The sequence below is a fragment of the Stappia sp. ES.058 genome, from assembly GCF_900105595.1.
GTDB lineage: Bacteria > Pseudomonadota > Alphaproteobacteria > Rhizobiales > Stappiaceae > Stappia.
Map to the genome: position 1 here is coordinate 3,189,470 of NZ_LT629784.1, position 12,475 is coordinate 3,201,944.

At 63.4% G+C, this 12,475-nt stretch carries 10 protein-coding genes, 1 tRNA gene and 1 pseudogene; 5 read left to right on the plus strand and 7 right to left on the minus strand.

The genetic code is table 11. From position 1 onward, the window contains the following. Nucleotide 1 precedes the first annotated feature (1 nt). Nucleotides 2-1,120 (plus strand): alanine racemase, encoded by a 1,119-nt coding sequence (locus tag BLU32_RS14840; RefSeq protein WP_093808206.1) that lies wholly within the window; start codon nucleotides 2-4, stop codon nucleotides 1,118-1,120. On the opposite strand, the pseudogene BLU32_RS14845 reads toward BLU32_RS14840, so the two are convergent. After that, a pseudogene (locus BLU32_RS14845) lies at nucleotides 1,064-2,189 on the minus strand (transposase); the annotation flags it as partial. The gene BLU32_RS14840 and the pseudogene BLU32_RS14845 sit on opposite strands and share 57 nt — an antisense overlap. A 94-nt stretch (nucleotides 2,190-2,283) precedes the next feature. On the opposite strand from BLU32_RS14845, the gene BLU32_RS14850 reads away from it, so the two are divergent. Beyond that, the gene (locus tag BLU32_RS14850; RefSeq protein ID WP_157727695.1) at nucleotides 2,284-2,550 is read left to right on the plus strand and encodes a hypothetical protein; all 267 of its coding nucleotides are present in this window, start codon (nucleotides 2,284-2,286) and stop codon (nucleotides 2,548-2,550) included. Between the two features lie 74 nt (nucleotides 2,551-2,624). Here the strand turns inward: BLU32_RS14850 and BLU32_RS14855 are convergent. Continuing rightward, nucleotides 2,625-2,701: transfer RNA gene (locus BLU32_RS14855), tRNA-Met, on the minus strand. 412 nt (nucleotides 2,702-3,113) lie between these two features. On the opposite strand from BLU32_RS14855, the gene BLU32_RS14860 reads away from it, so the two are divergent. The 3 genes from BLU32_RS14860 to BLU32_RS14870 all read left to right on the plus strand — a co-directional run bounded on the left by BLU32_RS14860 (nucleotide 3,114) and on the right by BLU32_RS14870 (nucleotide 7,521). Then, the gene (locus BLU32_RS14860) at nucleotides 3,114-4,805 is read left to right on the plus strand and encodes a cyclic peptide export ABC transporter (protein WP_157727696.1); all 1,692 of its coding nucleotides are present in this window, start codon (nucleotides 3,114-3,116) and stop codon (nucleotides 4,803-4,805) included. 172 nt (nucleotides 4,806-4,977) lie between these two features. Next, nucleotides 4,978-6,264, plus strand: a complete 1,287-nt coding sequence (locus tag BLU32_RS14865) for a UDP-N-acetylglucosamine 1-carboxyvinyltransferase (RefSeq protein ID WP_093808212.1) — start codon at nucleotides 4,978-4,980, stop codon at nucleotides 6,262-6,264. A gap of 30 nt (nucleotides 6,265-6,294) precedes the next feature. After that, the gene (locus BLU32_RS14870; protein ID WP_093808214.1) at nucleotides 6,295-7,521 is read left to right on the plus strand and encodes a mandelate racemase/muconate lactonizing enzyme family protein; all 1,227 of its coding nucleotides are present in this window, start codon (nucleotides 6,295-6,297) and stop codon (nucleotides 7,519-7,521) included. A gap of 22 nt (nucleotides 7,522-7,543) precedes the next feature. Here the strand turns inward: BLU32_RS14870 and BLU32_RS14875 are convergent, their stop codons facing one another. Genes BLU32_RS14875 through BLU32_RS14895 form a run of 5 tightly spaced genes read right to left on the minus strand, consistent with a single transcriptional unit; the run spans nucleotide 7,544 to nucleotide 12,458 of the window. Then, complete coding sequence (locus tag BLU32_RS14875) at nucleotides 7,544-8,824, minus strand: amidase family protein (protein WP_093808216.1); 1,281 nt, start codon at nucleotides 8,822-8,824, stop codon at nucleotides 7,544-7,546. Nucleotides 8,825-8,872: 48 nt separating this feature from the next. Then, nucleotides 8,873-9,544 (minus strand): DUF2848 domain-containing protein, encoded by a 672-nt coding sequence (locus BLU32_RS14880; RefSeq protein WP_197673616.1) that lies wholly within the window; start codon nucleotides 9,542-9,544, stop codon nucleotides 8,873-8,875. A 10-nt stretch (nucleotides 9,545-9,554) separates the two neighbouring features. Further along, complete coding sequence (locus tag BLU32_RS14885) at nucleotides 9,555-10,835, minus strand: TRAP transporter large permease (RefSeq protein WP_093808218.1); 1,281 nt, start codon at nucleotides 10,833-10,835, stop codon at nucleotides 9,555-9,557. Continuing rightward, nucleotides 10,832-11,380 (minus strand): TRAP transporter small permease subunit, encoded by a 549-nt coding sequence (locus BLU32_RS14890; RefSeq protein WP_093808220.1) that lies wholly within the window; start codon nucleotides 11,378-11,380, stop codon nucleotides 10,832-10,834. Before BLU32_RS14890 ends, BLU32_RS14885 begins: the two co-directional genes overlap by 4 nt. A 28-nt stretch (nucleotides 11,381-11,408) precedes the next feature. Continuing rightward, complete coding sequence (locus BLU32_RS14895) at nucleotides 11,409-12,458, minus strand: TRAP transporter substrate-binding protein (protein WP_093808222.1); 1,050 nt, start codon at nucleotides 12,456-12,458, stop codon at nucleotides 11,409-11,411. Between the last annotated feature and the right edge of the window lie 17 nt (nucleotides 12,459-12,475).

The following is a 12,475-nucleotide window of genomic DNA, read 5'->3' on the forward strand; positions in this document are numbered from 1 at the left end:
GATGGACAGCCGTATCGACAGGTCGGTCAGATGGGCGGAGCCGCCGTCCGGCGCAACGGCGCGGATCGAAATCCGGCCGGAGGCCCTCCGCCGAAACTTCACGGTATTGCGCGAGCTGTGTGGCGAACACGGCATCGCCATTTCCGGAGTGACCAAGGGCGTCGGCGGCCATCCGGACGTTGCCCGTCTGATGCTGGATGCAGGCATCCATTCGCTGGCGGATGCGCGCCTTGAGAACATCCGGCGGATGCGCATCGCAAGCATCACCGCACCGATCCACCTCCTGCGCCCGCCGGGGCTTGGCGAAATCGCGGATGCCGCGAGACTGACCGACCTCATTTTCGTGTCCAACAGGACGACGATCGACGCGATTGCCCATCATGCCCGCACAACGGGATCTTTGGTGAAGATTGCGCCGATGGTGGACCTCGGGGACATGCGCGAGGGGGTTCCTCCCGGGGACCTGCTGAGCCTCACCGACCATGCGCACGCGCTTGAAGGGATCGAGATAACCGGCCTGGGCACGAATTTCGCCTGCCATACGGGTCTGCTGCCGACGCGCGAAAACCTCGCGGTCTTTGCCGGATTGACCGAGCAGGTCGAGACCCAGATCGGCCGGGCGCTGGAGATCGTGTCCGGCGGCAACAGCGCGTCCCTTCTGGCGATGAAACGTGGTGAGTTCCCTCAGAAAATCACTCACCTGCGTCTCGGCGAAAGCCTTTTGTTCGGAACGGAGGCCGCACAAGGCTCCGCCATCCCCGGCACACGACGCGACGGCTTCCTGATCGCCGCTGAAATCCTCGAAACCTGGGACCGGGACACCGACATCTCCGGTCCCCGCGCGCGCAACGCCCTGGGCGAGGAAGTCAGTCTCACGGTGTCGGGACGGCGTCACATGGCCGTGTTGGGGATCGGCGCTGTCGACACGGCGATATCCGGCCTTGTCCCTGTCGATCCGAACGTCGAGGTGCTTGGCTTTTCAAGCGATCATACCGTGGTCGACATTTCCAGAGCGCGATCGTTCAAGCCGGGCGATGTTCTCAGGTTCGTGCCGAGCTATTCAGCACTCGCCACCGCGATGTCGTCTCCCTACCTGTGCAGTCAGACACTGGAGGCCTGAGCTGCTGCCGGTTTGATGGACAGGCGGTTGGGCTTCCATAGCTTGTTCTTCGTATTGCATGGGGCTCATATAGCCCAGCGTCGAGTGCCGCCGCTTTGGATTGTAGAAGCGCTCGATGTAGTCGAACACGTCTGCCTTTGCATCGTCCCTGGTTCGATAGAGCTTGCGTGCACATCGCTCGGTCTTGAGCGATGAGAAGAAGCTTTCCATAGCGGCATTATCCCACACGTTCCCCGACCGGCTCATCGAGCAGGTAATGCCGTGATCGGCCATCAGGCTCTGGAACTGCTCGCTGGTGTATTGGCTGCCCTGATCACTGTGATGCAGCAGGCTGTCCGGCTTGCCCCGGCGCCAGATCGCCATGATCAGGGCGTCAGTGACGAGTCGGGCAGTCATGCCAGCACTCATCGACCATCCGACGACACGCCGGGAATAAAGACCGATGACGGCGGCGACATGGAGCCAGCCCTGAGCGGTCCAGATATAGGTAAAGTCGGCGATCCACTTCTGGTTCGGCACCGATGCCACGGAGTCCCGGTCCAGCATATTGGGGGAGATCGCATTGCGCTGACCCGCATCCTTGGGCAGGCCACGCCGACGGGGACGTGCCCGCAGCCCTTCCTGGCGCATCAGCCGTTCGATGCGGTGCAGCCCGACATCCAACCCTTCGGCCAGAACGTCACGCCAGACCCGGCGGGCACCATAGGTGCGGTCGGAGCCGGCAAAGCTGGAACGGATCCCGACCAGATCACTCGGTGCTTCGCAATAAACCCGAACCTCATATCGAGTCCCTCGCGAAGTAGGCCGCGGCTTTTTCTAGGTTGTCCCGCTCCGCTTTGAGCTTGGCAATCTCTTTACGTAGCCGGTCGATCTCCAGTTGCTCGGACTTCATCTGCCCGTTGCCGGGAAAGGCCTGTTGCGGATCGGCAGCCTGCTCCCTGATCCATTTGCGCAAAACGTTCTCATGAAGGTCCAGGTCTCGCGCCGCCTGGGCGACCGACACGCCCCGATCCTTGACCAGATTCACTGTTTCGAGCTTGAACTCGCGGCTGAACTTCCGTCTCTGCATTCCAACTCTCCAGTTCCAAAAACACCTTAACTCGGTGTCCTCAAAACCGGCAGCAGCTCAGGTTCACGGTTTCAACGGCAAGAACGGCATGTGGATGTACGACCCCAAAGGCAAGGCGTTTTGGCTAGGTCGTCTCGCAGGGCACCAATCCTACGTCGAAGAAACAACGTGGTATTCAGAAGGCGGCGAAGAAAACTACGGCGGCGGGTTCTGGAAGTACTCCAAACGCTTCAAGGAGCTTACCCTAGAGGGGCCGTACGGGGCCGAAGACCTGTTGATAAAGGTATCGTCGCGCCTCGCGTTCAGCACGTCCGGCTACAACTGGCCCGCCGCGCGCATCGCCAATCTTGTGCCCGCCTGAACCACGCTCCGCATGGGGTAGATTGTGGGTAGAATCTTCCATGCTGGAAATTCATCAATAAAATCAATGGAATTTGGTAGCGGAGGAGGGACTTGAACCCCCGACACGCGGATTATGATTCCGCTGCTCTAACCGGCTGAGCTACTCCGCCGTCCGTATCGCGAAAGTGGCTCCCGCGCGGATATGAGCCGCATATAGTCGGCGCCGCGCCGCACTGTCAAGCCACCTCTTGCCGCTTTGCGCCGTTCTCCCCAAACCTTCACGCCCGACCACATGAGCGGCGCGCCGGGCTCCATCGCGCCGCCGTTACGCGGCCAACGGTGAGGCGCGACCATTCCAACAGGCAAGGACACCCGACCCGAAGCGACGACAAAGGCAAATGCTTGCCGACACGCGGACGGGAGGTTACGAGAAGACCGTGCGCGTGGCGTGGCGTGCTGTTGCGTGGAACTGGCAATATGGCGCCGGCCCGCGCAACATACCGCCGACAGGCAGCGCACGCGTGGGACGCCAGAAACAAGCCAACGGTTTCCGACGGGCGGAACAGAGCAAGGGGGCAGCGCGTGAGCGGTGCGCAGGACACGAAATCGGCAGCAGGGAGTCTTTTCCTGCTGTTTTCCTTCCTGATCCGGGACGGCAATCTGCTGCGCTCGCCGGTGTTGGCCTATGCGATCATGGCAAGCTTCACCCGCTCCGGAATGATCTATGCGATCAATGCGATCGCGGGGGGCGCGGCGATCGCCGCGGGCAATGTCACGCTTCTTGCAGCAACGGTCCTGTCGACGCTGACGTTCTCGCATATGGCGCGGGTCAATTCCTTCAAGCTCGTGGAGACCACCAAACGACGGCTGCGCACGCGGCTGAGCCGGCGGCTGCTGGATGCGCGGGCGAGCTATCTGGCGGGCCGCGACCAGGGCAAGGTCTACTCCATTGTCACCCATGAGGTGAACGAGATCTCGCATGCCTCCACCAATTTCATCGAGTCGCTCGAGGCCTGCCTGCTCATTGCCTTCTGCATTCCCTATCTCTTCTATCTGTCGTGGCCGAGCGGCGCGGCAACGCTCACAGCCGTTGTCATCGGCGGGTTCGGCTATCTTCTCGCCCAGGGACCTGCGCAGGCAAGTGCGGAAGCCGCGTCACGCATCGAATGGCAATTCTTCGACCGGATCAATGATGTCCTGCGCGGCTACAAGGAACTGCGGCTGCGCGAGGCACGCAAGGACGATCTCCAGAGCGACATCGTCGAAATCTCCTTGCGCGAGCGCGCCTTGAAGCTTGTCGCGGAACGCTATTACAGCTTCGGACAGGTTTTCGCGCAGGGCGCGATGATGGGACTCCTCTGCGCCATCGTCGTCGGCCTGCCGCTTCTGGCCGGCACTGAAACCGCGACCGTGCTTCAGATCCTGACCGTCGTGCTGCTCACCTACGGACCGATCGAGACGGTGATGGGAAATCTCTCCTCCTTTTCGCGCGCCACTGTCGCCAAGAGGCTGATCGACGGGCTGGAACGCGACCTCATCAAGGAAACCGAAGACGGTGTCACCCCCGAAAGGCCAGACGATACCCCCTCGTTCCGCAGCATCGAGTTGAGAGGCGCGACCACCGTGCTGACGAGCACCAGTGCGGCCGGCGACGACGAGAGCTTTACTGTCGGTCCGCTCGACCTCACCTTCGTGCCCGGCGAAGTGGTCTTCATCTGCGGTGGCAATGGGGCGGGCAAGTCGACGCTGATTTCGCTGCTGACCGGCTTGCGCCGGCCGGACGCCGGCGAAATCCTGCTGGATGGCCAGGTGGTCAAGGACGTGGATCTCATCCGCTACCGCGGCCTGTTCAGTGCCGTCTTCAGCGAGTTTCACCTGTTCTCGCGCCTCTATGGCCTGAGCGAGGACGAGCGGGCCGACATCCCTCGCCATCTCGCCGATCTCGATCTCGCCCACCGGGTGTCCGTCACCGAGGAAAGCTTCTCCACGCTGGCGCTGTCCACCGGACAGAAACGGCGGCTGGCACTGTCCGTCGCGCTCGCCGAGAAGCGTCCGATCATCGTGCTCGACGAGTTTGCCGCCGACCAGGATCCGGTCCGCCGCGCGCTGTTCTACGACGTGCTGGTGCCGCAGATGGCGCGGGACGGCCACCTCGTTCTCGCCGTGACCCACGACGAACACCGCTTCACACAATGTGACCGGCTGATCCGGATGGAAGCCGGGCAGATCGTCTCGGATGAACGGTTGAACGGCGGAGCGCTCAAGGTGATGTGAGAGCGATGGCGCCAGCGCGCGTCCGCGTCTGCCGTTGCATCTCTCCCTTGCCACAAAGGCGCCCGACATCTGCCGTTTGCCGTCGGCCTCAATCTCCAGTAGGAAACGGCAACACACCTGAGCGCCCGTCCCGGACGCGGCGAAAACGGCACCTTCTGGAGGCACGCGTCACATGGCCGATCTTTTCGTCGACGGCGGACATCCGATTTCCGGCACGGTGACCCCGTCGGGAAACAAGAACGCCGTCCTTCCCATGCTGTGCGCGACGCTGTTGACCGACGAGCCGGTGACGCTGGAAAACGTTCCCGAAATCAGCGATGTCGAAAAGATCCTCGCCTATTTCGAACGGATGGGCTCCACGGTTGCGCGCGCAGACGACGGCGCAACGCTGACCATTCGGCATGACTTCGAAGCCTTTCGCGACGCCAAGGCGGAACTTCCCCTCGGCATCCGTTCCGCCGTGCTGCTGCTGGCGCCTGTGATGGTGCGCACCGGCACCTTGCGCTTCGATACGGATGCGAAGGGCTGCGCCCTCGGCATGCGGGAAATCGATCCGCACCTGGAAATTCTCGAACAGTTTGGCAGCCGAATCGTCGCCACCCAGCCCTATGACATTCGCCGCGACGGCACGCTGGAAGGTCAGGAAATCTGGGCCGACTATGCCTCGGTGACGGCGACCGAGACCTTCGCCATGATGGCGGCGACCGCCAGGGGCAGTTCCGTTCTGATGAACGCGGCCTCCGAGCCGCATGTGCAGGCGCTGTGCCGGATGCTCACCGACATGGGAGCGCGCTTCGACGGTCTTGGCACCTCGCGGCTGACGATCACCGGTGTGGAGAAGCTCGCGGGCACCCGCGCCCGCGTCCCCGACGATCATCACGAGGTCGCGACCTTTCTGGCGATTGGCGGCGTCACCGGTGGCCGACTGACGGTCAAGACGGATGTGACCGAGCACATGACGCTGATCCTGCGCCAGTTCTCGAAGCTCGGCCTGCAGTTCGAGGTGAAGGACGACGCGATCACCGTGACCGGCTGGACGCGAGAGGTGCAACGCCCCTACACCCGCGAGATGCTTCCCAAGATCGAGGCCGCGCCGTGGCCGTATTTTCCCGCCGACCTGTTGCCCCAGGCAATCGGCGTCGCGGTCGGCTGCACATCGGAGATCATGTTCTGGAACAAGATCTATGAGGGCGCGCTCGGCTGGAGTTCGGAGCTTGCCAAGTTCGGAGCGCGGGTGCATTTGTCCGACCCGCACCGGCTGATCGTCTTTGGCGGAAATTCGCTTCGCCCGGCGGTCGTGGAAGCGCCCTATATCATTCGCGTGGTGCTCGGTCTGTTCCTGGCCGCGATCCAGGTGGAAGGCCAGTCTCTGATCAAGAACGCCGATCCGATCCGCCGCGCCCATCCGCGTTTCGTTGAAAAGCTGACGGAGCTGGGCGCCAGGGTCCGCTGGACCTGACAGCGCGCCCACAAGCTGCAGGAGCTCCGGATGAAACTTGCCGCACTCGAGACCTTCGTCGTCGGCAATCCGCCACCCGGCTTCGGCGGGCGCTACTTCGTCTTCGTCAAGCTGACGACGGCCTGCGGCATCGTCGGCTACGGCGAGATCTATGCGGCAGCCTTCTCGCCGTTTGTCGTGGAGCAGATGGCGCGCGATGTCTTCGCCCGCTATCTCGACGGCACCGACCCCTTCCGCAGCGAGGCCTTTCTTCGGCGCGCCTATGGCTCGGGTTTCTCGCAGCGCCCCGATCCGTCGATGGCGGGTGTGGTGTCCGGTCTCGAAATGGCGATGTGGGACATTGTCGGCAAGGCACTCGACAAGCCCGTGCATGCGCTGCTCGGCGGCCAGGTTCATGAGCGGCTGCGCAGCTACACCTATCTCTATCCAGCGCGGGACGACGATCCGGCAACCTTCTACCTGGATGCGGATCGGGCGGCGGAGACGGCGGAGCGCTATGTCGCGCAGGGCTTCACGGCCGTGAAGTTCGATCCCGCCGGCCCCTATTCCGTGTACGACGGACGCCAGCCCGACCTGGAAACGCTTGAGCGCTGCGACGCCTTCTGCCGCAAGATCCGCGAGGCCGTCGGTGCGAAAGCAGATCTCCTGTTCGGCACACACGGACAGTTCACCGCGTCCGGCGCGCTGCGTCTGGCGCGACGACTGGAGGCCTATGACCCGCTTTGGTTCGAGGAACCCGTGCCACCGGATGCGCCAGAGGAAATGGCAAAGGTGGCGCGCGGAACGTCGATACCGGTTGCGGCGGGAGAGCGGCTTTGCACCAAGTGGGAGTTTTCCCGAGTGCTGACGAGCGGAGCGGCCTCCATCCTGCAGATGAATCTCGGCCGGGTCGGCGGTCTGTTGGAAGCGAAAAAGATCGCCGGCATGGCGGAAGCCTTCCACGCCCAGATCGCCCCGCACCTCTATTGCGGGCCGATCGTGGCCGCGGCCAATATCCAGTTGGCGGCGTGCTCGCCCAATTTCCTGATCCTGGAAAGCATCGGCACGTTCGACGGTTTCCATGCAAGACTGCTCGAGACGCCGATTGCCTGGGAAAACGGCTACGTGATGACGCCAACGGCGCCCGGGCTCGGGGTCGAGCTCGATGAAAACGTTGCCCGTGCCCACCCATACGAGGGCCACGGGCTGCATCTCGACATGGCGCAAACGCCGGTCGATCCCACGCGCGACGCCCGCTTCGGCGTGCCGCAGCCTTGAAGGGGCGGCACGCCGGACGGCATCAGCCGTTCAGATCGCGATCAAGGCGGGCACCGACGCTGAGTACGCGGGTATCCTGGCCCTTGGCGCCACCGATCATCAGCGCGCCGGGACGCCCCGTCCCGGTCGTGCGTGTCGGCATGGTCATGGCGCAGGCATCGGCCAGATTGAGCAACGAGGTGTTGCGCAGCATCGCGGCATTGACCCGGTCGAACTCCGCTTCGGCCTCGCGGATCGACGGCGGCTGGATCTGCAGGGTCGGCGCGATCAGCGCCTCGAAGCCGGACAGCGCCTCGGCAAGGCGCGAGATCACGGCGCGCCGCTGCGCATAGGCCTCGGCAATCTCTTCGGCAGTCGCGGTCTCGCTGATCTTGATGCGCGCAAGCACACGCGGATCGCCGATGACCGCCAACTGGTCCAGGTCGTTTTGATAGACCTCATGCGCCTCCGCTGAAACAAGCAGACGGTTGAGCCCGAGCGCCTCGTGAAGGAATGTCAGGTCCAGATCAACAAGCGTGTGGCCGCTTTCCTCAAGACGCGCCTTCGCCGCCTCGAAGTGGCCGCTCGACCAGGCATCGAGATCGTTGGTGAAGGCGCCTTTGGGCACCGCAAGCCGCAACGCTCCAGAGGGCGCTTCGACCGCCTCGGCCGGGGTGTCGCTCATCACCGCGAAAGCGGCAAGCATCGTCTCGAAATCGCGCGCCAGAGGACCGCAGGAATCGAAGGAACCCGCCAACGGATGCACGCCCTGAAGCGGCACCGCATCCTGGCTCGGCTTGTGGCCGTAAAGCCCGTTGATCGCTGCGGGAATGCGCACGGAGCCGCCGGTGTCCGTCCCGAGCGCGACGTCGGCAAGGCCGAGCCCCACCGTCACGGCGCCACCGGATGTGGATCCGCCGGGAATGCCCTCGGCATCGAAGACATTGGCCGGCGTGCCATAGTGCGGATTGAGACCGACACCGGAATAGGCCAGCTCGCTCATTGTCGTGCGGCCGAAGGGCACGGCACCTGCCGCCTTGATACGCTGGATGACCGGACAATCGACGGTCGCCGGAGCACGCTCGCGCAAAAGACGCGAAGCCGCGGTACTGCGTTGACCGGCTTCGTCGTAGAGATCCTTGACGCTGACCAGAAGGCCGGAGAGCGGCAAGGGGCGGTCGGCCGCGGCAATGCGGGCCTCGGCAACCTCTGCATCCTTGCGGATCCGTTCCGGGTCGAACTGCGTGAACAGCTTGCCCGCCGCCTCGCCCATGGCCTCCACCCGCGCAATCGCGGCTTCGGCCTTTTTGACAGTCTCTCCCATATGCCCTCCGGTCAGGCGCTCGCGCGCCCTCGTCAAACGAAACGCCGATCACGCGACGATCGGCAGTGTCCTGATCTGGTAGCGGTGCGCGATGGTTCGATCAAGCTCGGGGTCGCGCAACTCCATCCGGAAGGCTGCAGCAGGACGCACGCCGCCGATTGCGCCGAAGGTTCCGCACAGGACGGCCGCGGCGCCCCGGCCCGGCGATGCCAGCCCGGCTCCGGCGATCAGTTCCTGTAGCGGACGGATCGAGGCAATCGTTCCCTCCTGATAAAGCGTCCACTCGGCCTCCGGCGTTTGCTGGATCCACGAACGCAGTTCAAGACTTTCCAGCCGGTTGGCCACATCGGAAAGCCGCCACAGGTCGCGCGCGACGGGCTTGGCGCAAATCTGCTTGGAGAGAGCAACCGAATGCGCTTCAAGCTCGCGGTCGGTGTGATCGGAGGCGAGCCCGAGATAATAGTCCCCCGCATGGGACACCACGAAAGGCTCGACCTCACCTGACGTGCCCTCACCCACGACCTCGATTTCGCTCGCCTGGGTCAACTGGTCGGCCGCGCAGCGATAATAAAGCGGCACGGCAGAGGGCGGGACGACACCCAGTTCTGCCAGTTCGTCGATGTGATGACGGATGGCCTCGGGATCGCGGCCGGTCCAGCCGGCAACGGTGAGGTCGCGAACGTCGATGGCCATCACGCCATCGTCGAGAAAGAAATCCATATCAGATCCTTTAGAGACTGTTTGGAAGAAACAGGGCGACATCCGGCACAAGGACGAGCAACGCGACCATTGCCAGCATCACCAGAACATAGGGAATGGTGCCGACCATCACCTCCGACAGGTTTCCCGACTTGCGCGCGCCCTGCACGACATAGAGGTTCAATCCCACCGGCGGCGTGATCAGCGCCATTTCCACCAGAACGATCATCAGGATGCCGAACCACACCGGATCATAGCCAAGCCCGACCACGACCGGCACGACGATGGGAATGGTCGCCACCATCAAAGACAGCGTCTCGATGAAGAAACCGAGCACGATATAGAGCAGGATCACGACCAGCAGCGTGCCGACCGGCGGCAGGTCCAGGCCCGTGAGCATGGCCTGCAACTCACGCCCAAGGCCCGCAGACGCCAGCGTGAAATTGAGGAAGTAGGCCCCGGTGATCACCAGCATGATCATCGCGGTAATGCCGATTGTGCCAAGCAGGCTGTCGCGCATCATCCGGACCGAAACGCCGCCGTTCGCAGCGGCGATGGCCAGCGCGATCGCAACGCCCACGGCAGCCGATTCCGTCGGCGTCGCCCAGCCGGCATAGATCGTCCCGATCACCACTGTGAACAGGATTATGATCGGAATGAGCTGCAGCAGGCTGGCGAAGCGCTCGCCCCAGCCGAAGCTGCGGCTTTCCCCGCCGAGCGACGGCTTGATCTTGCACAGGATGGCCGTGATCACGACGAAGGCGAGAGCCATCATCAGCCCCGGCAAAAGTCCCGCCAGGAAGAGCCGCGGGATCGAGGTCTGGGTCAGGAAACCATAGACGATCAGGTTGATCGAGGGTGGGATCAAAATGCCGAGCGTGCCGCCGGCGGCAATCGCCCCGGAGAACAGACGCGGATCGTAGCCGAGCCGTTCGGCCTGCGGCATGGCGACCGTCGCGACCGTGGCGGCCGTGGCGACCGACGACCCGGATGTAGCCGAAAACATTGTCGCCGTGCCAATATTGGCGTGGATCAGCCCGCCCGGAAGCCAGGAAAACCACTTGTCGAGCGAAGCATAGGTTTTTTCTGCGACCCCACCACGCACCAGGATCTCGCCCAAGAGCACGAAGAAGGGAATGGCGATCAGCGTGGCGTGATTGGACGCCGACCAGACCACCTGCCCCAGGCCGCGCATGAGCGGAAACGGGGAAAAGAACTGGTCAATGCCGAACCCGAGTAAAAACAGCACGATGCCGACGGGAATGGAGAGGGACAAGAGCCCAAGCAGCGCGACAGCGACGCTCCAGATCATCGCTCGGTCTCCACTTCCGTACCGGGGCCTACCAGGCTTTCCGCCTTGGCAAGGTCACGACGCAGCAGGAGCGCGCAGGTCAGCGCCACCAGCACACAGGCCGAGATCGCGAACCAGACCCAGCCCGAGAACCACACGACCTGCGGGATCCACAAGGGCGTTTCCAAGGGCGTATTGGCGCGTGAACTGCTGACGATGGATTTTTCCAGGACCGGCCAGGCATGAAAGGCAATCACGCTGACAGTCGCGGCCAGAACGGTGATCGCGAAGAGATCCATCAGCGCCTTGCCGCCGGCATGAAGCTTGTGACGGATCAGGTCGATGCGCACATGCGCCAGCTCGGTGAGTGCGTAGGACAGGCCCCAGCTCGCCACGCCGGCCATGACATAGCCGGAAATCTCATCCGACCCGCCAAGCGAGCGCGCGAACTGGCGCAAGGTAATGTCGACAATGACGAACCCGGCGGTGATGAGAAGCACCATCCCAAGGACCAGCGCGATCATCTTGTTGATACGGCGCAAGGCCGTGGCAATTCCGTCGATCATGTCTCGATCTCCGCCGGGTTCTGTCACATCACTTTAGCGGGATCGAAACACCGACGACTTCGCCGACGCTCTCGTTCCAGCGCTTGGCCCAGTCGTCGCCGGCACGCTCGGCCCACTCTGGAAGAACCGTATCGGTGAGGATGGCCCGCGCCTTGGCGATGTCGGCCTCGCTCGGCTCGACGAGCTTCAGCGATGCGGAGTCGCCGGCGGAGCATTCGCCCTTGCCGGTCAGGCAGGCAATGTCGGTTTCAAGCGAACCCGTGGCAAGGTCCCAGGCCGGAGCCTCGAATTTCGTCGTGATCTGCTCCTGGATGAGGATCTTGGTTTCGTCCGACAGGCTGTTCCAGCGATCCATGTTCATCGCCGTCACGACGGAGTCCCAGCCGCCAAGCGGCAACGTCATCAGCGTATCGGTGACTTCCCACCAGCCGGCGGAATAACCCGAACCCGACCCGGTCACGGCGCAGTCGATCACGCCGCGCTCAAGCGCACCCGGCACTTCCGAAAACCCGACGTTGACGCCTTCCGCGCCCAGCGCTTCCAGGAATTTCGTGGTCATACGGCCGGACCCGCGGATCTTCTTGCCTTCCAGATCGGCAAGAGAGGACAGGTCGCCCTTGCAAAAGACGACCTGCGGCGGATAGGGCGCGATCGCGAGCAGCTTGGCGTTGAAGCGGTTGGCGAAGATCTCTTCCACCATCGGGCGAGCGGCTTCAACCATCGCCTCTGCCTGTTCAGGCGTCGTCGCGACAAGCGGAACATCGAGCCCCTCGAGTTCCGGCGCATCGCCGACGGCATAGTCGGCGACCGTCATGCCGACGTCGAAAACGCCATCGCCGAGCATGCGGAACACGTCGCCGCCCTTGATGCCCATCTGATCATGCGTGGTAAGCTGGACGGTGATATCGCCGCCGGATGCCTCGGGAAGTGTCTTTGTCCAGAACGGCGCCTCGAACTGCTTGTGCAGCGGCAGGCCGCTCCAGCTGCCAACGACCGAAATCTCCTCGGCAACAACAGGCGCAAGCGCCAGCAGGGATACGGCCGATGCGGCCGCAATTCGGGTAAGAGCACGTTTCATGTCAACTCTCCTCTGGT

What these genes read in the sequence shown, in the direction of transcription:
- BLU32_RS14840 (WP_093808206.1), top strand. Translation starts at nt 2, where the DNA reads ATGGACAGCCGTATCGACAGGTCGGTCAGATGGGCGGAGCCGCCGTCC.
- BLU32_RS14850 (WP_157727695.1), top strand. Translation starts at nt 2,284, where the DNA reads ATGTACGACCCCAAAGGCAAGGCGTTTTGGCTAGGTCGTCTCGCAGGG.
- BLU32_RS14895 (WP_093808222.1), bottom strand. Translation starts at nt 12,458, where the DNA reads ATGAAACGTGCTCTTACCCGAATTGCGGCCGCATCGGCCGTATCCCTG.
- BLU32_RS14880 (WP_197673616.1), bottom strand. Translation starts at nt 9,544, where the DNA reads ATGGATTTCTTTCTCGACGATGGCGTGATGGCCATCGACGTTCGCGAC.
- BLU32_RS14870 (WP_093808214.1), top strand. Translation starts at nt 6,295, where the DNA reads ATGAAACTTGCCGCACTCGAGACCTTCGTCGTCGGCAATCCGCCACCC.
- BLU32_RS14885 (WP_093808218.1), bottom strand. Translation starts at nt 10,835, where the DNA reads ATGATCTGGAGCGTCGCTGTCGCGCTGCTTGGGCTCTTGTCCCTCTCC.
- BLU32_RS14890 (WP_093808220.1), bottom strand. Translation starts at nt 11,380, where the DNA reads ATGATCGACGGAATTGCCACGGCCTTGCGCCGTATCAACAAGATGATC.
- BLU32_RS14865 (WP_093808212.1), top strand. Translation starts at nt 4,978, where the DNA reads ATGGCCGATCTTTTCGTCGACGGCGGACATCCGATTTCCGGCACGGTG.
- BLU32_RS14875 (WP_093808216.1), bottom strand. Translation starts at nt 8,824, where the DNA reads ATGGGAGAGACTGTCAAAAAGGCCGAAGCCGCGATTGCGCGGGTGGAG.